This is a genomic window from Bradyrhizobium sp. USDA 241 (assembly GCF_049739505.1).
Classification (GTDB): Bacteria; Pseudomonadota; Alphaproteobacteria; order Rhizobiales; family Xanthobacteraceae; genus Bradyrhizobium; species Bradyrhizobium liaoningense.
Genome location: NZ_JBMGPZ010000002.1, coordinates 1131308 through 1150734 on the forward strand (window position 1 = coordinate 1131308; position 19427 = coordinate 1150734).

General features: G+C 61.6%; 13 protein-coding genes and 2 pseudogenes. 8 read left to right on the forward strand and 7 right to left on the reverse strand.

Going from position 1 to position 19427, the window contains the following annotated elements; translation table 11 throughout:
- The first annotated feature begins 477 nt into the window (after positions 1-477).
- From ABIF91_RS06335 to ABIF91_RS06350, 4 genes are all read left to right on the forward strand, one after another.
- A complete protein-coding gene (locus ABIF91_RS06335) occupies positions 478-1746 on the forward strand; it encodes an IS256 family transposase (protein WP_038952271.1) in 1269 nt (422 codons plus the stop codon).
- A 607-nt stretch (positions 1747-2353) separates the two neighbouring features.
- Positions 2354-2584: a hypothetical protein gene (locus ABIF91_RS06340; protein WP_028182436.1), complete on the forward strand. Its 231-nt coding sequence runs from the start codon at positions 2354-2356 to the stop codon at positions 2582-2584.
- Between the two features lie 113 nt (positions 2585-2697).
- A protein-coding gene (locus tag ABIF91_RS06345; protein ID WP_110115998.1) for an IS5 family transposase occupies positions 2698-3458 on the forward strand; the annotation gives its coding sequence in 2 pieces (ribosomal slippage) (positions 2698-3037 and positions 3037-3458; 762 coding nt in all).
- Positions 3459-3513: 55 nt separating this feature from the next.
- On the forward strand, positions 3514-4578 hold the full coding sequence (locus ABIF91_RS06350; protein ID WP_026192128.1) for an IS630-like element ISRj1 family transposase: 1065 nt from the start codon (positions 3514-3516) through the stop codon (positions 4576-4578).
- A 91-nt stretch (positions 4579-4669) separates the two neighbouring features.
- On the opposite strand, the gene ABIF91_RS06355 is transcribed toward ABIF91_RS06350, so the two are convergent.
- Together ABIF91_RS06355 and ABIF91_RS06360 are read right to left on the reverse strand one after the other, a co-directional pair.
- Positions 4670-4933 carry a hypothetical protein gene (locus ABIF91_RS06355; protein WP_155252185.1) on the reverse strand — a complete coding sequence of 88 codons (264 nt, stop codon included), beginning with the start codon at positions 4931-4933 and terminating at the stop codon, positions 4670-4672.
- 218 nt (positions 4934-5151) lie between these two features.
- Positions 5152-5257, reverse strand: a pseudogene (locus tag ABIF91_RS06360) (IS21-like element ISFK1 family helper ATPase IstB); the annotation flags it as partial.
- Between the two features lie 63 nt (positions 5258-5320).
- Between ABIF91_RS06360 and ABIF91_RS06365 the strand changes: the two are divergent.
- A protein-coding gene (locus ABIF91_RS06365; RefSeq protein ID WP_424578816.1) for an IS3 family transposase occupies positions 5321-6516 on the forward strand; the annotation gives its coding sequence in 2 pieces (ribosomal slippage) (positions 5321-5569 and positions 5572-6516; 1194 coding nt in all).
- Here ABIF91_RS06365 and istB read toward each other — a convergent pair.
- Entirely contained in the window at positions 6429-7196 is a 768-nt protein-coding gene (gene istB, locus ABIF91_RS06370; protein WP_424578817.1) for an IS21-like element helper ATPase IstB, read from the reverse strand. The two genes, ABIF91_RS06365 and istB, sit on opposite strands and share 88 nt — an antisense overlap.
- A gap of 18 nt (positions 7197-7214) precedes the next feature.
- Entirely contained in the window at positions 7215-8756 is a 1542-nt protein-coding gene (gene istA, locus ABIF91_RS06375) for an IS21-like element ISFK1 family transposase (RefSeq protein WP_060907903.1), read from the reverse strand.
- A gap of 687 nt (positions 8757-9443) precedes the next feature.
- Between istA and ABIF91_RS06380 the strand changes: the two genes are divergently transcribed.
- Together ABIF91_RS06380 and ABIF91_RS06385 are read left to right on the forward strand one after the other, a co-directional pair.
- The gene (locus ABIF91_RS06380) at positions 9444-11942 is read left to right on the forward strand and encodes a hypothetical protein (protein WP_028182285.1); all 2499 of its coding nucleotides are present in this window, start codon (positions 9444-9446) and stop codon (positions 11940-11942) included.
- A 284-nt stretch (positions 11943-12226) separates the two neighbouring features.
- Positions 12227-13570: an IS1380-like element ISBdi2 family transposase gene (locus ABIF91_RS06385; protein ID WP_424578699.1), complete on the forward strand. Its 1344-nt coding sequence runs from the start codon at positions 12227-12229 to the stop codon at positions 13568-13570.
- A 166-nt stretch (positions 13571-13736) separates the two neighbouring features.
- Here the strand turns inward: ABIF91_RS06385 and ABIF91_RS06390 are convergent, their stop codons facing one another.
- Positions 13737-13967, reverse strand: a complete 231-nt coding sequence (locus tag ABIF91_RS06390; RefSeq protein WP_284278881.1) for a hypothetical protein — start codon at positions 13965-13967, stop codon at positions 13737-13739.
- 579 nt (positions 13968-14546) lie between these two features.
- Between ABIF91_RS06390 and ABIF91_RS06395 the strand changes: the two genes are divergently transcribed.
- Positions 14547-15890 (forward strand): IS1380-like element ISBdi2 family transposase, encoded by a 1344-nt coding sequence (locus tag ABIF91_RS06395; RefSeq protein WP_208086440.1) that lies wholly within the window; start codon positions 14547-14549, stop codon positions 15888-15890.
- A gap of 125 nt (positions 15891-16015) precedes the next feature.
- On the opposite strand, the gene ABIF91_RS06400 is transcribed toward ABIF91_RS06395, so the two are convergent.
- Entirely contained in the window at positions 16016-17647 is a 1632-nt protein-coding gene (locus tag ABIF91_RS06400; protein ID WP_196233546.1) for an adenylate/guanylate cyclase domain-containing protein, read from the reverse strand.
- Between the two features lie 341 nt (positions 17648-17988).
- Positions 17989-19351 (reverse strand): annotated as a pseudogene (locus tag ABIF91_RS06405) (amidohydrolase family protein).
- Between the last annotated feature and the right edge of the window lie 76 nt (positions 19352-19427).

A 19427-nucleotide genomic window follows, 5' to 3' on the forward strand; every position in this document is an offset into this window, starting at 1 on the left:
TCGCAAGCCCGATGGCCCAGCTCGTTCAAAGACTTCAAACGGAAACAGATTCCGTCGTGCTCCCACGCCGGGGGCAAACCAAAATCGAGAGCACCCTCAACCGCCAACCAAGGCAACCTCTCAGAAGCAAACTCTGGCCGCGGAGTTCTGTGTGGGCAGGGGAAGCGCGCGCTCATCTACCGCGAAGGTTATTGCCTTCGATTGTGTCGAGCCCCCACGCGGGGTTGCGGGCAGTCTCTGGCTTCTTCTGCGGCTAGGAGCTTTCGGATGAGGGCCAGCTCGTCCTCATTCTTCTCCTCCTCAAGAAGTCGCCGGTCTAGGCGGATATTCTCATGAATGAAGCGCTCCATTGGGCGCATCAGAGTGCACGACGAAGTGCAGAGCTATGGCGGAATCTGGGTGATGACGGTGTGAGGAAGGCGGCGTATCGAGGCGGGTGACGAGCCTGCCAGAACCTCTCGAGGAGAGCGATACGCCATGACCGAGACTACCAATGTTCTTGCTTTCCGTCAGCCGTCCGCGGTTGATGATCCACTGACCGATATCGTTCGTGCCGGCGCGCGGGACCTGCTTGCCAGGGCGATCGAGATCGAGGTTGGCGCGTTTCTGGCCAGCACGGCCAATCTGACGCTGCCCGACGGTCGAGCGCGCCTGGTCCGACATGGGCACGGTCCGGTGCGCGAGATTGCGACCGGCATCGGTCCGGTGGAGGTCGCTCGTCCCAAGGTCCGCGACCGCGGAGCGAGCGGGCCAGGCGACCGCCTCCGCTTCAGTTCGGCAATCCTGCCGCTATGGGCGCGGCGGACGAAGAGCCTGGATGCCTTGATCCCGGTCCTCTATTTGCGCGGCATCTCGACCGGCGACTTCCAGGAGGCGCTCTCGGCGCTGCTCGGCAAGGATGCGCCGAACCTGTCGCCTTCGGTGATCGCCGGCCTGAAGGCCGATTGGCAGGTCGAGTACGAACGCTGGCAGAGACGCGATCTGTCGGCGCGTCGCTATGTCTACATCTGGGCCGATGGCGTGTACCTGCAGGCCCGCATGGAAGATCACAGCGAATGCATGCTGGTGCTGATTGGCACCACGCCGGAAGGCAAGAAGGAGCTGATCGGCTTCCAGGTCGGCGTGCGCGAGAGCGCGCAGAGCTGGCGCGAACTCCTGATCGACCTGCGGCAACGCGGGTTACGGATTGCCCCGCAACTCGCCATCGGCGACGGCGCCCTCGGCTTCTGGAAGGCACTGGACGAGGCCTTTCCCGGCACGCGGCACCAACGATGCTGGTGCCATAAAGTGAGCAACGTACTCGACAAGGTCGCCAAATCCGTGCAGGGCCCCATGAAGAACGACCTGCGGAACATCTATCTGGCCCCACACCGGGCCGAAGCTGAAACCGCGATCGACGTCTTCGTCGAGAAATACCACGTCAAATACGGACGTGCGGTGGAGTGCCTGATCAAGGATCGCCATGCGCTGCTCGCCTTCTTCGACTTCCCTGCTGAGCACTGGATCCACCTACGCAGCTCGAACCCGATCGAGAGCGTCTTCGCCACGGTGCGCCACCGAACGGTGCGGACCAAGGGATCGCTGTCGCAACAAACTGCGAAGCTGATGGTGTTCAAGCTCATCGACGCCGCATCGAAGACCTGGCGGCGATTGAAGAGCACGAACCAGTTGCCGAAAGTCATCGCCGGTGTAAAGTTCATCGACGGAATCGAAGTCATTCCGAACACTGAAAGCCACGCCGCCTGATCAGGCCGCGTCACCCAAAATCAGCCATAGCTCGAAGTGCACACCGCCACGGGTGATGACTAAGATGCAGATTAGATCCTTGGTGGACCCTGTTTCTTTTGCCTAGAGAGTCGGAGTCCTCGCGTCCGTAACAGCCAACCGCCTCGACCGATTGCTTTAGGGACTCGCCGATCGCAGCACTGACATCTTCGCGAAACACCTTGCGGTGCACCTACGGAACAACATTACATCTGAGAAATTCGCGGAACGAATGGGGTCATCAGTCCTTCACCTTCGGCAGGTGCCATGCCCATGACTTCTCAGGCCAGAGAGGCGCACGTGCGTTCGCTGGGCGGAACTACTTGCTGGTCGATAGCGGTATCAGTGAGAACGACAACAGGGCGCTCCGCCCTCTTTCGCCACGTCGCCAATCTTCGCCATGCCGGCGAATATGATTTCGATCTCTTGCAAATAGCGCGGTCGCTTACCTCAAGACTCTGGACGAACTGCATGACGACCGACGTGCGAGAGTCGCGGCAGATCAGGCTTTGGCCGAACGGTTAGCATCACGTGGTGTACAACCTGGCAGGTAGCTTTGGGGTTAATCAACGCGAAGGAGCAAGCAGCCATGGCAGACAAGACCTCTAACTCAGACCGTCTCGCGCGCGACGCCCAAAAGCGCACAACCGCAGCGACAGAAATCGGTATGATTTCCTTGAAGCCAATTATGCACTTTCAGGTCTCAATGCTGAGGATGTGGGCCGACAGCATCGAACGGTTTGCGGCCAATTACGAAAAGGGGTTCGAAGAAACCGCGACCGCAGTCGAGAAACAGTCGGACAAGGATCGCGCTGCGTAAAGCAACGCAATCGTTCGGCGGAGCCCCAGTTTGGGTCAAAGGCTGCCCTAGGGTCTGTACCTAAATAGCGCCACGTGATTCTCTTGCCTACGTGTTGATTCGGGGGCGAGAGAATGCGCGCTGGTTTGTTTTGGCTGAACGACAGGCAATGGGCGCGTATCGAACCGCATCTGCCGAGGGGACTGACGGGGCCGGATCGGGACGACGACCGACGCATCGTCAGCGGCATCATTCACATGCTGCAATCGGGTGCACGATGGCGTGATTGTCCACGTGAATACGGCCCTTACACGACGATCTACAATCGCTTCAATCGCTGGGCCAAGCGAGGACGATGGTGCGCAATCTTCGAAGCGCTGGCCAAGCCTGGCGAAGACGGCGTCGTACTGTCGCTCGACTCGACCTCGATTAAAGCTCACCGGTGTGCCTCCGGCGGAAAAGGGGGGAGCACAATCAAGCAATCGGCCGCTCGCGCGGAGGCCGCACGACAAAAATCCATGCGCTGAGCGATCCGCTCTGCCGGCCGGTCGTCCTGCATCTGACTCCAGGCCAGGATGCCGATATCGCTGCGGCTCCCGATGTCCTGGCGCTCGCGCCACCCATGAGCGTGCTCCTCGCCGACAAAGGGTATGATGGCGACAAGCTTCGCGGCGAAATCATTCGTCGTGGCGCCAAGCCCGTAATCCCCAATAAATCTAACCGTGTCGTCATCCATCGCTTCAACAAACGCGCCTACAAAGGACGAAATGTCATCGAACGCTGCTTTTGCAGGCTCAAGGACTTCCGGCGCATCGCCACGCGATATGACAAGCTCGCCCGTAATTTTTTGGCCGCTGTTCATCTCGCCGCTCTCGTCGCATATTGGCTCAATTGAGTCTGGACCCTAGTACCCACTTTTCTTGGAACGTGAGTCGTGATTCAAGGTCGGGATGATACCCGAAGCAAGAGAAGTCCACCTTTCGAGGAAAGATCGCAAGGTGCTTGAGGCGTGCTGTCGCTCACCGGTGACGTTGCAGCGCGATTTGAAGCGGGCGCGGATAGTTCTGTTGGCGGCGGATGGGCGCAGCACCCGGTCGATCGCCAAGGAAGTTGGGGTCCAGCCGCGGATTGTCAGCCTTTGGCGGCATCGCTATGCCGACCATGGCCTTGAAGGGCTGCAAGACAAGCCGCGGCCTGGCAAGCAGCCGATCTATACGAAGACGACCGACAAGCGGATTCTGAAGCTGCTGGATAAGCCGCCACCGCAAGGGTTTGCGCGCTGGACCGGCCCCCTGCTGGCCGAGGCGCTGGGCGATGTCGATGTCCAATATGTCTGGCGGTTCCTGCGCAGCCACAAGATTGACCTGGTGGCTCGCAAGTCCTGGTGCGAGAGCAACGACCCGAACTTTACGGCCAAAGCCGCCGATGTTGTCGGCCTCTATGTCGCGCCGCCGGCGAAGGCCATTGTGCTGTGCGTGGACGAGAAGCCCTCGATCCAGGCTTTGGAGCGAGCGCAGGGTTATCTGAAGTTGCCCAATGGCCGCGCCTTGACCGGCCAAAGCCACGATTACAAGCGGCATGGCACCACAACATTGTTTGCGGCGCTCGAAGTCGCCACCGGAAAGATCATCGCGACCCATTCAAAACGCCGGCGCCGCGTCGAGTTTCTCGATTTCATGAACAGCGTCACCGCGGCTTTTCCGAACCGCAAGCTTCACGTCATCCTCGACAACCTCAACACCCATAAAAAGAACGAGGACTGGCTCAAGGCCCACCCCAACGTGCAATTTCATTTCACGCCGACAAGTGCGTCATGGCTCAATCAGGTCGAAGTATGGTTTTCCATCTTGCAGGGGCAGTCGCTCAGCGGCACCTCCTTCACGAGCCTCAAGCAGCTTCAGGAACACATCGATGCCTACGTCAACGCATACAACGACAGAGCCGAGCCCTTCGTCTGGACCAAGAAAAAGGTCCGTCAACGCCGTTTCAAAGGCCGCCGTATCACTCAGCTCTGATTCCGGGTACTAGTCCTTCGGATAGCCACTCCCGGTATCCGTCTGACAGCCGATGTCCAAAGGGTCATGACCTTGGACGGCTGAGGGCCCACTAGCGGAAGTCACACCTTTCGCCAATCTTCGGCAATAATGCACTTGGCTCCATGAAGCCTGCATTATCTTCGTGGAAGAAGACGCCGCCTCCAACAACAAACCCTCGCCATCCTGTTCCAAGCAACGCGTAAACTTTGAGACCGACATCGAGCATATCAATCGGCTTACTTGGAAAGTCATTTAAGAAGCTTGGTTCGACCTCAATTATTTCAATGCCTTCAAACCAGGATCTAATTTCGAGCGCGCGAACATCTTTAATCAAGACGTCGAGGCGTAGGTCATGCTCGTCGGACCTTCCGCTTCTCAGCAGCAGCGTGCCATGGCTGATGCTGTAGCCGAAAACGGAGAATTTTCTGGGTGATTTGAAAGATGTAAGTCCTGATTGCGGATTTCACGGATCGTGAGCATCGATTTCGCGCGATCGTGAGCACTGAATTCAGACGATCGTGAGCAGCCCGCTACGGCCGATGGGAGATAGAGTCAGTGTTCTGGTTGGCCGTCAAGGGTGATGGTTTTGGCGCTGCGTTTTTCGCATGCTTTCTCCGGTGAGCTGGAGGCGGTGGGCGTTGTGGACGAGGCGATCGATGGTCTGAGCCCCGCAAACTCCTCCAAGAATGGGTAGAGTCCGTCACCTCTGAGGAGATGGACCATGAAGCCAAGTCGGTTCACGGAAGAGCAGATCATCGGGATTTTGCGGGAGCAGGAGGCGGGTGTGGCGACGGCTGATGTCTGCCGCAAACACGGGATCTCGAGCGCAACATTCTACAAATGGAAGGCCAAGTACGGTGGCCTGGAGGTATCCGATGCCAAGCGGCTGAAGGCATTGGAGGACGAGAACGCCAAGCTGAAGAAGCTCCTGGCCGAGGCAATGCTCGACAACGCCATGCTCAAGGACGTTGCGTCAAAAAAATGGTGACGCCCGCCGCGAGGCGAGAGGCCGTCGCTCATCTGCGGACCAACTTCGAAGTGAGCGAACGGCGGGCGTGCAAAGCCTTGGGGGCAGATCGCGCATCGGTGCGCTATCGCAACGGGCGAGCCGATGATGCGGCCGTACGCGCCCGCCTGCGCGAGCTGGCGGCCATCCGCCGCCGGTTCGGCTACCGTCGTCTGCTGGTGCTGATGCGCCGCGAGGGGCTGGTCATGAACCACAAGAAGTTTCGACGTCTGTATCGCGAGGAACGGCTGCAAGTCCGCCGGCGTGGCGGCCGTAAACGGGCGCTCGGCAGCAGGGCGCCAATGGCGATCCCGCAAGGCGCCAACCAGCGCTGGAGTCTCGACTTTCTGTCGGATGCGTTCGCCGATGGCCGACGGTTCCGGATTCTGGCTGTGGTCGACGACTTCACTCGCGAATGCCTGGCGCTCGTCGCCGATACTTCGCTGTCGGGCCTGCGGGTCACACGCGAGCTCGATGTCATCATTGCCTGGCGCGGCCGGCCGGCGATGTGCCTGTCCGACAACGGCACTGAGCTGACCGGAATGGCCGTGCTGCGCTTCAGCCAAGAGAGGCAGATCGAGTGGCACTACATCGCGCCCGGCAAACCGACCCAGAATGCCTTCATCGAGAGCTTTAACGCCCGCCTGCGCGATGAACTTCTCAATGAGACGCTGTTCACTTCGCTCGCACAGGCGCGAGCCGTGCTGGCGGCCTGGAAAGACGACTACAACAACGCCCGGCCGCACAGCGCCCTGGGCAACCTCACGCCGACCGAATACGCCAAACGCAACGCTCTTGGGCCGCAACGGGACGGGACGCTGCGCTATGCCGAGGGCTCCGCGCCCCGCCCCGTTGCTTCACCGAGCCCCTTGGGCTCATATTCAACCGGGACTCTTTCCATTGCTGGATGAAGCGAGGGGCTCAGACCATCGAGAATGGCGTCGGCGACCGTGGGGTCCCCAATGGCTCCATGCCAGGTGTCCACGGGGAGCTGACTTGTGACGATGGTGGATGCGCGGCCATGGCGGTCCTCGAGGATTTCGAGCAGATCGCGGCGTTCCGCGGCGGTGAGCACCGATAGTCCCCAATCATCCAAAATCAGAAGCTGAGCGCGGCCGAGGCTTTTGAGGAGCCGGGCGTAACGTCCGTCTCCGCGCGCGAGCGCGAGCGCCTCGAACAGCCTTGGAACGCGATGATAGAGGACTGATCGGTTGTCGCGGCAGGCCTTGTGGCCGAGCGCGCAGGCTAACCAACTTTTGCCCAGGCCGGTTGCCCCGGTGACGAGCAAATTCTCGTGGCGATCGATCCAGCGACCTTCGACGAGTTTGGCGAAAACGGCGCGGTCGATGCCCCGCGGGGTGCGCAGATCGACGTCCTCGACGCAAGCAGTCTGGCGCAGTGCGGCGATCTTGAGGCGCGTGGTGAGCCGCCTGGTGTCGCGTTCGGCGGCTTCGCGGTCGACCAACAGGCCGATGCGATCTTCGAACGGCAGGGCTTCGAGATCGGGCGATCGGCGCTGCTCCTCGAAGGCCTTGGCCATTCCGGTCAGGCCAAGCTCGATCAGCCGTTCGTGGGTTGGGTGGTTAAGCATGCCGGGTCTCTCCTTGCTTCAGTGGAAGTAGTCGCGTCCGCGGATGTTGCCGTGGCGCAGGGGCTGGTGCTCGAAAGATTCGTCGAAGAACGTGCGATCGAGGCCGTTCTGGAGGATCGATCTAATCGAGGCGACGGAGCGCGCCTTGATGAGGATGCCCCTCCGGCAGGCTGCGTCGAGGCGTTCGGCGCCGTAGCTTTTGACGAGCGCCAGAATGCCAAGGCAGGTTCGAAAGCCTTGTTCTGGATGGGGGCGGGCGTCGATCACGGCCTGGAAAAACGCTGCTGTCGAAGGACCGATCCGCTCGCCGGCGGCGATCACCGCGGCGGGGGTCCATTTGCCGTAGCGGCGATGGGCGCTGGGCATGTGGTCGGCGATGGTGGTGTGTCCGCGTCGGTTGGGCGCGCGGGCATGGCTGGCGATCCGCTGGCCCTTGTGGAAGATCTCGACCGTCCGATCGTCGATACGGGCATCGACCAGCTCGCCAATCAGACGATACGGCGCGGAGTACCAATGGCCGTCGACCTCGACATGATAATCGGGAGCGAGGCGGCAGCGCTTCCAGCGTGCGAAGGCATAAGGCTGATCTGGCAGCGGGGTTAGCTTGGGTTTGTCGAGTTCGGCAAACAGTTCGGCGCGGCTTGAGCCGAAGCCACGCATTTGACGAGCATTGAGTTCGTCGACGAGTGTCTTGATGGCGGCGTTGAGCTCGGCCCGGGAAAAGAAGCGCTGATTGCGCAGCCGGGCCAGAATCCAGCGCTGGGCGATTTGCACCGCGACCTCGACCTTCGCCTTGTCTTTTGGGCGCCGCGGCCGTGCGGCGAGAATGGCCGTGCCGTAATGGCTCGCCATCTCGGCATAAGTGCGATTGAGGCCGGGATCGTAGCGGTCGGGGTTGCTGACGGCGGCTTTGAGGTTGTCGCAGACCACGAACGTCGGCGTTCCGCTCAAAAACGTGAACAAGTTGACGTGGGCCCGGATCCAGTCGGCCAAGCTCTCGCTGGGGCAGGCCTCGGCGTAGGTGTAGTTCGAAGCGCCCATCGCCGCGACGAACAGCTTCATCGGCTGCACTTCCCCGGTCAGGGGATCGACGATGTCGATGGTGTCGCCGGCGAAATCCACGAACACCTTCTCGCCGCCCAGATGAATCTGCCGCATCGAAGGTCGGACCCGCCCCTTCCAGGCCTCGTAGGTAGTGCAGAACCACGTGTACCCGAAACCGTCGGGATTAACGGCGCGATACTCCTCCCAGAGCAGGCGACGGGTTACGTTGCGCCGGCGGAGCTCTTTATCGATGTAGCTCCAGTCGGGCACCGGCCGCTGCGGGCTCTGAGACGCTGGTCGTGGGGCCGGGAAAAGCAAAAGCTCCAGGTCTTCATCGGTCATTCCCTCCGGAAGCGGCCAGCTCAACCCAGCAGAGCGGGCGCGGCTCAGGTAGCTGTGCACAACGCCGTTGCTGACGCCCACGCTCCGCGCGATGGCCCGCTCTGGCAGGCCTTGAAAATGTTTTAACCGAAGGACTTCCTTGATCCGGCGCATCGACAATCTCTGGGTAGGCATTGGACTTCCTCGTTAACCACGAGGTCATCCCTAAGCCGGTTGAGTTGTCGGCCGAAGCGCTGCAAGGCTCCGAAAGCCTTGCTCACGATCCCGCGAAATCGTTGCTCACGATCGTCTGAAATCTCTGCTCACGATCCCCTGAAATCCGCGCTCACGATCCCGCGAAACGCGCATCCTGATCTCATGGGAGCGCACAGGCAGCCAATGTTTGCTCGTACAATGACCGCTCGTGCTTACATCCGCAATGAGTCAAAGGCGCCGTTTGAGCAGTCAGTCGGGTACTTCCGGTCTACCCCAATGAACGGACATCTTCAGAGCCGGTCGCCATATCTCAAAGGTGCCACTTCCAGGATTCGCAGCACGCCTCAGAAGTAGACGTTCGCGTTACGCGGACCGGCCGCGACACCACCTGTTATCAGGCCCTGCCGCAGGGCATCGCCGCTGGCGGCAGATATGCGCCACTCACGATGGACATGCTGCCGGTCGGCGGCCCGCGCTTGAACTCCTGAGCCGTCCCTGCCGGCCAAGCTGGAGACCCAGCTTGCGTATTTTCAGGATTCCGCTCTACACTCTTAGACAGCATAAACTCATTAAAGTACCCATAAGTTGTGTCGCGCGATTAACAAGACATTAACCTGCGGCTCAAGCGCGTGCCGTGGCCTTGTCGGACAGGAGTGGACCAGCCCCATGTGGAAAGACCCCATCACGAGCACGCCTTCGATCATCCAGACCGATTTCGGGCCCTTCGGGCAGAGCCTGCCAGGGGACGGTGAAGCCTATTGCGGCCCGACGTCGATGGTCATGGGCCTTTACTGGCTGTCGGCAAACGGCTTCACGCAGGTTGCTCCTGTGGTCTACAACGGCGAGGACGACCCCGTGGCAATCAACCTGGAAAGGGTGGTCGCGGGCTTGATGTTGACGTCGAGCGAGAGCGGCAGCTTCGTGGACGGCATGACGAGCGGGATGGCCGACTATCTATCGGCCTGCGGAATCGGGCCTGATCTCTATCAGTTGACGAGCACTTCCAATCCGGACCTCGCGTGGCTCGCCGATCAGTTGGCCCCGAACGTGTCCGAGAGTCCGCAGACGATTGTCTTGGCCAATTTCGCGGTTGGCTGGTTTTCCGTTTCCCAGACGACGAAGGGATACATGGAAAATAGCGGCGGCCATGTCCTCGCGCCGCTCACGGTGAACCTGACGGGTGGCACGATCACCATCAACAACGCTTTCCCCGCCTCGTTCGAGAACGTACCCAACCTCCCGTCCAGCAATCCGCAGACCGTCCAGATCGCGCAGATGCCCAGCGGATGGACGCTGGAAAATCTGCCGCTCCCCTCCGAAGACTACAGCCAGGTCGTCACCGACGCGCTCACCGGGTGGGGCGTCTACGCCGTGCTCTGGCAGGGGCAAGCTTGGGCGATCTCACCGTCGGCGCTGCCCTCGACATCCGGATATGAACCCAGCACCTGGACGATCAACAAGCCTAAGGTCATCAACACGAACGGCGGCACGCTGACCGTCGTCGCGCCGATCTGCGGGCTGGGCGGCCTCCACAAATACGGCGAAGGCACGCTCCTGCTCACCAACACGAACCAGCTGATAGGACACAACACCGTAGGCGCCGGGACGCTGGCAAGTACCCGGACATCCGGCACACCATTTGGCAGCTTCAGGATGATGGTGACGAACGGCGGAATACTCGAGCTTCGTTCGGACGGCGCGACGGTCGATGTGCAGATCGCCTCGGGATCTCTGGCGACGTTCGTCATCGGCTCTACGGGAGGCGCCTTGCAGCTTTCCGGAAGCGGCAACTATCGCGTCGTGATCGGGGGCAATGACGACGGTACCCTGACGAACATTGTCCGCAACCCCGGCGGAACTCTTGTTATCGTGCCGGGCGGCGGCATGGCCCAGCTTGGGCTGACGCAACAGGTGTTCGTGGCAGGAACGGGAGCAAACCTGCCCATCGTCACGAACGGGATCGTCGCTCCCTACATTCTCGGAGAGGACGACGACGCGGCCAGCTCGGGCAAGTTTCTGACCTATTCGTCCTCCGAGGGCTTCGCGAGCGCGGCGACCGTGTCCTCGACGGATGTCAGCATCAACGACGTTCCGGCCGATGCCGTCTACGAGGTCGTCGACAGCCAGGCGGTCGAGAGCGGCGGCGTGCCGCAGGTGGCGGCGCTCGAAGTGAACGGCGGGGCGATTACGGGCGGCGATGCGAGCATTCTGGTCGGAAGCCAGGCGAGCGGCGACGCCGCGGGCCTCATCATGAACGGCGGCAGCATCGCTACTGCGAGCCTATCGTTCGGCGCGGCAGAAGGCCTGATCTACACCAATGCCAGCGGCGGTAGTTCGCAGATCGCAGCCGCCATCAAGGGATCGGCGGGCCTGACGATCTTCGGTCCCGGCACGCTGACCCTGAGTGCAGACAGCAGCGGCACGCTTTCCGGTCCTATCAGGGTCAATGGGGGGACGCTGATTGCCGGCGCTACCGGTGGATCAGCAACGGGTGCCGGCGAGGTGCTGGTATCCTACGCGGCGACGCTGGAGGTCGCCGGCACGGTGACCGGCGCGGTTGTTGTCGGCGAGTCGGGCACACTGTTCATGAACGGTGGGACGGTCTCGGGCCCGGTCACCATTGCAGCGACCGGCACCGATACGCCTGCTCCCGGCGGCATATTGCAAGGAAGCGGAACAATCAGCGGGACCACCTCCATCAGCGGCATCATCCAGTCAGGCCCGCAGGCTGGCCTGATCACGTTCACCGGCGAGACCACCATGACCGGCGACGCGAGCTTCTATTGGCGGCTGCAGAAGCTCGTGGACGATGCTGATCCCGGAGCCGGACCTGGGATCTACTGGAACGCGCTGCAGTTCAACTCGCCGGATACGAACCTCGGCACCAAGAATGCACCTCTCTGGCTTTTCCTCGACTTCAGCGCCCTCGACGGGGACCCGGACGGCGGCAACGCGTTCTGGAAGAAGCCCCATACCTGGACGCTCTTCACCTACGCAGCCGATGGCGGTTACTTTTGGCCGGCGTACGAGAACTTCTCGTACCAGTCCGGGAGCTTCAACACGGTCTTCGACAACTGGCTCGTGTCCCTGCAGTGGAAACCGGCCGCCTCGCCGCAGAGCCTCCCCGAGCGATGGCGCGCGAACGCTCGTGCGAGAAGCCGGTAACCGACCCGCGGCAACTGGATAGCCGTGCCAGTCTGCGCCCAAAATTGCGCGCCCCGGGGGACTTCCGCTTTCCCCGATAGCGGCCACAGAGCGGATATTGCTGGATGCCTCGAACGGGGCCATAAGCGGAAGTTCGTGGCCTTGCCAGCGAGCAATGGCGCTAGCCCGTCTTATTCGTAAGAGTGCGCCTGAGGGCTGGCGAGCGTGGTGTAAAGCGCTGATGCGGCGTAGGATTCGGTTGCGAAGCCACCCCATCACCTTCAACCGCGAACGCCACGCCCGCCATGACCGACGATACGATTCCGCCCTTCTCGTTTCCAGCCGTTCACGCCAAGAAAGTCACAGCTGCCTTCGATGGCGGTCGCCTGACCTCGAACGGGGGCGTGATGCTTCTGGCGATGGCCGAGCGGCGTCTCGGCTTGGCCGACAATCTGGCCCGGGTGTTCCCGGATCGGCGCGATCCGACGCGGGTCGTGCACAGCCTTGTCGATATGTTCCGCGCGCGCATGTTCGCGATCTGCTGCGGCTACGAGGACGCCGACGACCTCGATCATCTGCGGTCCGATCCCGCATTCAAGCTGGCCTGCGGACGGCTGCCGGACACGGGCCGCGATCTGTGTTCCCAACCGACGCTGTCGCGGCTGGAGAATGCTCCGCGCCTGCGCGACGTGATCCGACTGACCTACATTTTGGTCGACGCATGGATGGATAGCTACCCGCGCGAGCCGGCATCCGTCACGCTCGACATCGATGATACCTGCGATGTCGTCCACGGCCATCAGCAGCTCTCGCTGTTCAACGCTCATTATGACGAACGCTGCTTCCTGCCGATCCACGTCTACGACACGGAGAAGAGCCGTCCCGTGGCGGTCGTGCTGAGGCCCGGCAAGACGCCGGGCGGCGTCGAGGTGCGTGCCCTTCTGCGCCGCCTGGTACGGCATATCCGCACGCGGTGGCACAACACGCGAATTACGTTCCGTGGCGACGGGCACTATGCCCGGCCGGAGGCCATGGCGTGGTGCGAGACCAACGGCATCGACTACATCTTCGGTCTGTCCGGCACCAAGCCTCTCGCCAGAAAAGTCGACGAGGTCGCCGACGACATCCGCACCCGACGCGCCATCGAGAACCTGCCGGTTCTGCGTGGCTATACCGAGACGCGCCACAAGGCAAAGTCCTGGGATCGCGAACGGCGCACCGTCGCCCGTATTGAGGCGACGATGCTCGGCCTCGACATCCGTTTCGTCGTCACCAGCCTCGATGTCGGCTCGGCCGAGTGGATCTACGACAGCCTGTATTGCGCGCGCGGCCAAGCCGAGAATCTGATCAAGCTGCATAAGACGCAGCTCGCCTCCGACCGCACCAGCTGCCGTTCGGCGCTCGCCAACCAGGTCCGTCTCGTGCTCCATACGGCCGCTTATTGGCTGATGCTGACCGTGCGCGACGCCATTCCCAAAGTCCGGGAATTGGCCGCTGCCGAGTTCGCGACGCTGCGTCTTCGGCTCTTGAAAATCGCCGCCCGTGTCGTCGAGACCACGAGCCGCATTCGCCTTGCGTTTGCCGCGGCATGTCCCGAAGCCGACCTGATCTGCGGCTTGCCCGGCGCGCTGCTGCCGCTCGGTCCTTGACCGGCGGGGCGTCCGCCCCCGTTCGCCCAACCCATCCCTCAAGCGCGTTGCAAAGTACCGGTCGTCAGGCGGCGAAAAGCCGAAGGCAATCCTGTGCGCCTCGTCAGACAAGATGTGCGGCCGCATCAATCGGGCCCAAAAGCCGCACTCTCACGAATAGGACGGGCTAGTGCTCCCGCACGCCTACCTTCCTGAGTCCGTCGAGAATGTCGTCGAACTCACGGCGGAACTGCGGATTTCTCGTGAGTGCGTAACCGAAATCACGATACCATTGGATCGTGAAGTCTGGTCGGATCTTGTTGAATTCGGCTAAGCTCAGCCGTGCCTGCTCAAATTGTCCGGTCGCCCCGTAAGCCGAGACCAGACCTATAAAGGCGAACCAGTACGCGCTGTTCATGTTGAGCGTCCGCCTGCATTCTTCGATTGCTTCTTGATAATCGTGCAGGTGCAGGTGTGCATGGCAGAGAGTCCAACGCCAAGCGACAGCAGAAGGATCCCTGGGGCTGAGCCGAAGAGCTAGCCCGTCTTATTCGCGAGAGGGCGCCTGAGAGGCTGGCGAGCGTGGTGTAAAGCGCTGATGCGGCGTAGGATTCGGTTGCGAAGCCACCCCATCACCTTCAACCGCGAACGCCACGCCCGCCATGACCGATGATACGATTTCAGACCACTATCGAGAAGCAAGAATTCAACACAAATAAAACCTCTGCCTCGCGCTCGATCTCTTCATGCTTGATAGTCTCGTTTCGGAGGCTGAGCACCTACCGCGTCTAATAGGCCGCTCGCGCCGGTTTCTTTGGACGCGGCACGACCGCGACTCCACGTTTCGGCACAGAAATGATCGGGAGTCACTCAATCTTTCTTCAACTTAACCCGTCTTATTCGTAAGAGTGCGCCTGAGGGGTAAAGCGCTGATGCGGCGTAGGATTCGGTTGCGAAGCCAACCCCATCACCTCCAACCGCGAACGCCACGCCCGCCATGACCGACGATACGATTCCGCCCTTCTCGTTTCCAGCCGTTCACGCCAAGAAAGTCACAGCTGCCTTCGATGGTGGGCGCCTAACCTCGAACGGGGGCGTGATGCTTCTGGCGATGGCCGAGCGGCGTCTCGGTTTGGCCAACAATCTGGCCCGGGTGTTCCCGGATCGGCGCGATCCGACGCGGGTCGTGCACAGCCTGGTCGATATGTTCCGCGCTCGCATGTTCGCGATCTGCTGCGGCTACGAGGACGCCGACGACCTCGATCATCTGAGGTCCGATCCGGCATTCAAGCTGGCCTGCGGTCGCCTACCGGACACGGGCCGGGATTTGTGTTCCCAGCCGACGCTGTCGCGGCTGGAGAATGCTCCGCGCCTGCGCGACGTGATCCGGCTGACCTACACTTTGGTCGACGCATGGATGGATAGCTACCCGCGCGAGCCGGCATCCGTCACGCTCGACATCGATGATACCTGCGACGTCGTCCACGGCCATCAGCAGCTCTCGCTGTTCAACGCTCATTATGACGAACGCTGCTTCCTGCCGATCCACGTCTACGACACGGAGAAGAGCCGGCCCGTGGCCGTCGTGCTGCGGCCCGGCAAGACGCCGGGCGGCGTCGAGGTGCGTGCCCATCTGCGCCGCCTGGTACGGCATATCCGGACGCGATGGCACAACACGCAAATTACGTTCCGTGGCGACGGGCACTATGCCCGGCCGGAGGCAATGGCGTGGTGCGAGACCAACGGCATCGACTACATCTTCGGTCTGTCCGGCACCAAGCCTCTCGCCAGAAAAGTCGACGAGGTCGCCGACGACATCCGCACGCGACGCGCCATCGAGAACCTGCCGGTTCTGCGTGGCTATACCGAGACGCGCCACAAGGCAAAGTCCTGGGATCGCGAACGGCGCACTGTCGCCCGTATTGAGGCGACGATGCTCGGCCTCGACATCCGCTTCGTCGTCACCAGCCTCGATGTCGGCTCGGCCGAGTGGATCTACGACAGCCTGTATTGCGCGCGCGGCCAAGCCGAGAATCTGATCAAGCTGCATAAGACGCAGCTCGCCTCCGATCGCACCAGCTGCCGTTCGGCGCTCGCCAACCAGGTCCGTCTCGTGCTCCATACGGCCGCTTATTGGCTGATGCTGACCGTGCGCGACGCCATTCCCAAAGCCCGGGAATTGGCCGCTGCCGAGTTCGCGACGCTGCGTCTTCGGCTCTTGAAAATCGCCGCCCGTGTCGTCGAGACCACGAGCCGCATTCGCCTTGCGTTTGCCGCGGCATGTCCCGAAGCCGACCTGATCTGCGGCTTGCCCGGCGCGCTGCTGCCGCTCGGTCCTTGACCGGCGGGGCGTCCGCCCCCGTTCGCCCAACCCATCCCTCAAGCGCGTTGCAAAGTACCGGTCGTCAGGCGGCGAAAAGCCGAAGGCAATCCTGTGCGCCTCGTCAGACAAGATGTGCGGCCGCATCAATCGGGCCCAAAAGCCGCACTCTCACGAATAGGACGGGCTAGCTGCGTCACGGAGAGGGCTTCGCGTGCCCGCCCGGCGAGGATTAGTGCATCTCCTTTGCCTGAGTAGGCGGCCGGGAAATTCGGATTGATTTCAAGCGCAGCGTCGTATTGATGCAGCGCCTCTTCAGGGTTACCAAATCGAAGAGTGTCTCCCTTGACCACGTGGGCCATTGCATTTGCCGGGCTTTTCGAAAGGGCTCTGTCGATGAGATTGGTTGCCGTCTTATTGTCTTCCACCACGGACACAGGCCATCCGGAGAGCAAATTAATAGGGGGGCTCAGGCACCACGCTTTCCCGATCATTGCATCGACGTAGTCTGGGTCGAGGCGCAGTGCATTGTCGAATAGCTCCTTTGCTTGCGCAATTGTCGTCTTCGATCGGGGCTCATAGGACTTTGCCCAGCCCCGCATAGTGAAGTCCATGGCGTCCGGATTCTTCGATCGGTCCGTTTCGCTACGGCGGCTTTCGGCTTGGATAAGTTCAATATTGAGCGAGCGGGCGAGCCGTACTGTGATCTGGTCCTGCAAGACGGCGACATTCGTGCGATCACTGTCGAAACGATCGGACCAGATGTCGCGACCACTCGCAACATCTGTAAGCGACACGTTGACCCGGACCTGTTCTCCGGCGCGCCGCACCGCGCCCTGTACGGCCCAGCGGATACCCAAGTCCTTACCGAGCGTCTTCAGATCGACCTGCCTGTTCTTATAGGTAAAAGCCGTCCCGCGTCCGATGACAAATGCATTGCGCATTCGCGCAAGATCCGTCGTCAAATCGGCCGTAATACTGTCGGCGAAATAGTCCTGCTCCGGATCGTTGTTGAGGTTTGCAAAGGGCAGGACGACGAGAGACAAGCGGGGAGCGATATCGGGCCGGGCCGCTGCCTCTCTCTGTGTCTTTTGCCCGTCCGGCAAAACGTCAGTGCGGACGGTGTTCCAGACATTCCAATAACCGACGAGGCCGACCGCGCCGACCACCGTGGCGACCGACGCGAGCGCGCCGCCAGCAAGCTTCAGACGGCCCCGGATTTGAACCAGCAAGCCGCCGGCGCCAGCGGACACCGCTTGCTCCGGTACCTCCTTCGGGACTTCCGAGTCCGACAGCTTTGCGCGCCAGACACGTATCGGCTCGGCAATGTTTTTCAGCGCCTGCGGCCCCATGTCTTCGAACGCCATATCGACCTTTCCGCGAACTTGATCGTAGGCCGAAGACGAGATGCAGATGCCGCCTGGCTCCCCGATGCTTTCGAGGCGAGCCCCAATATTCACACCGTCGCCGAAGATATCGTGCGGCTCGACGATGACATCGCCTATGTTGATGCCCACGCGAAAAAGAAGGCGTCTGCCCTTCGCATCATTCCGCTGCAGGCCGCCAACAGCGCTTTGGAAGCGCACGGCCGCTCGAACTGCCTGGACCGCGCTCGGAAACTCGGCCAAGAACCCGTCGCCGGTGTTCTTGACAATGCGGCCTCCGTGCTCCGCCACTGTCGGCTCGATAACATCGGCAAGGAGCGTCGTAAGACGCCCGTGCGTGGCCTCCTCGTCGTCGTGCATGAGCCGCGAATAGCCCGCGACGTCGGCGGCCATTATCGCCGATAGCCTGCGTCCGCTCGGAACTCGCCGCTTTCCGTCCATGGCGCGAAAGCCTCAACTAAGACGAGTGTACGATAAATCTGGCGGGCGAGCCAGTCGCACGATGGTTCGCTCGAAGCTGAGTGAACTACTCCGCAGCGCGAGGTCGGCTCATGGTCAAAATGCGAAGAACTCACCCTGAGCAAATCCAGTCCGCCATGTCCTACTAAGCGGACCTCAACGAGGTGCGCCGGCGCTTCGCTGAGGGACCAGAGGCCGAATTGCCCGGCACGGGTTGGTAGTTCGCTTCGGGATCGTGCGCGACCTCGTCCATCGAACAGGGCGATGCGTTGCTGCTAACGGGCAAGCGCATCCTTGTAGATAATTCCATCTTTCATGATGATCTTGAAGTTGTTGGCGGGGTCGGCAAGAAGGCCGATATTGTCCAGGGGATTTCCGTCGACGAGCAGCAGATCCGCGAGTGCGCCCTGTTCCACGACGCCGAGTTTGCCGGGATAGGGATTCCGCTTGCCCGACAGCGCCAGCAGTTCGGCGTTCGTCGATGTCGCCATGGTCAGCGCCTCGGCGGGCGTGTACCAGCGAGCGAGTGAGGCCAGGATAGCCCCCTGTTGGCGCGCCAGCGCTGCAGAGAACAGGACGTCGGTGCCCCACGCCGTCTTGATCTTGTACTTCTTCGCCAACTCGTAGGATCTGGCGATGCCGGGCCAGACCTCATCCGCCTTGGCTCGCTGGATGGAGCCTACGGGAAAGCCCAGCCTCAGATCCTCGGGGAGAGGCTGTATGCTCAGCCAAACACCCTTCTCCGCCATCAGTTTCGCTGTTGCGTCGTCCATAAGGAAGCCGTGTTCGATACACTTCACCCCAGCCGCAATGGCTCCCCGAATCGCAGCAGACGTAAAGGCATGCGCAGCGACGTACGTGCCCCAATTCTCAGCCGCTTCAACGGCGGCGCGTATTTCGGGTTCGGTGAACGTGGTCACGTCGATCGGACTGAAAGGCGACGACACTCCGCCGCCAGCCGTCAACTTGACCTGGGAAGCGCCTTGCATGAGCTGCTCGCGGACACGGACGCGGACCTCGTCGGGGCTGTCCGCAATCATTGCCCCGCCGGTCTGTTCCATGCGGGTGAGCATGCCGCCGATCGTCCGCGGCAGGTCGGTAAGCTGGCGGAAATCCCCATGCCCACTCGTGACAGTAATGACCGCGCCGGACGGATAGATGCGCGGACCCTTGATGATACCTTCGTCGATGGCGCTCTTGAGCCCGAACACCGGCCCGCCCACATCTCGAACGCTGGTAAAGCCGCGCATGAGAGTGTGCGTGGCCTCGTCGCCAGCGACAAGATTGACGTAGCCGACGTCGCCGAACGACTGTGCCGGCGTGACCCGGATCAACATCGCATGCCAATGGTTGTCGATGAGGCCGGGCATCAGTGTGCGTCCGCCGCCCTCGACAACGCGAATGTCCGCCGGGTTATCGACCGCTATCGGCTGTAGCGAGATTGATTCTATCTTGTTGCCGCGCACCAAGACGTTGGAGGAGGCAGGACAGCGTGGCGCTCTTGCCATCGAAGATGCGGACGTTCTGAAAGAGCGTGGCCGCGCCACCTGCCTGAAGCGCTTGCTGCGCCAGGCTCGCTCCACCGAGCCAGGTCGAGAGCACCACCGCGATCGACAGCAAACGGCATATTCCGCTCATCGACGGTCGGATCCGCCGCGCGCTGTACAATTTGTTCAAGAGAGCTCCTGACATCATCGCGCACGGCCCCTCTCGT

Excerpts from the sequence above, each read along its gene's own strand:
- ABIF91_RS06395 (WP_208086440.1), top strand. The coding sequence starts at position 14,547 with ATGACCGACGATACGATTCCGCCCTTCTCGTTTCCAGCCGTTCACGCC.
- ABIF91_RS06390 (WP_284278881.1), bottom strand. The coding sequence starts at position 13,967 with ATGAACAGCGCGTACTGGTTCGCCTTTATAGGTCTGGTCTCGGCTTAC.
- ABIF91_RS06400 (WP_196233546.1), bottom strand. The coding sequence starts at position 17,647 with ATGGCCGCCGACGTCGCGGGCTATTCGCGGCTCATGCACGACGACGAG.
- istB (WP_424578817.1), bottom strand. The coding sequence starts at position 7,196 with ATGCTTAACCACCCAACCCACGAACGGCTGATCGAGCTTGGCCTGACC.
- ABIF91_RS06380 (WP_028182285.1), top strand. The coding sequence starts at position 9,444 with ATGTGGAAAGACCCCATCACGAGCACGCCTTCGATCATCCAGACCGAT.
- ABIF91_RS06340 (WP_028182436.1), top strand. The coding sequence starts at position 2,354 with ATGGCAGACAAGACCTCTAACTCAGACCGTCTCGCGCGCGACGCCCAA.
- ABIF91_RS06350 (WP_026192128.1), top strand. The coding sequence starts at position 3,514 with ATGATACCCGAAGCAAGAGAAGTCCACCTTTCGAGGAAAGATCGCAAG.
- ABIF91_RS06385 (WP_424578699.1), top strand. The coding sequence starts at position 12,227 with ATGACCGACGATACGATTCCGCCCTTCTCGTTTCCAGCCGTTCACGCC.
- ABIF91_RS06335 (WP_038952271.1), top strand. The coding sequence starts at position 478 with ATGACCGAGACTACCAATGTTCTTGCTTTCCGTCAGCCGTCCGCGGTT.
- istA (WP_060907903.1), bottom strand. The coding sequence starts at position 8,756 with ATGCCTACCCAGAGATTGTCGATGCGCCGGATCAAGGAAGTCCTTCGG.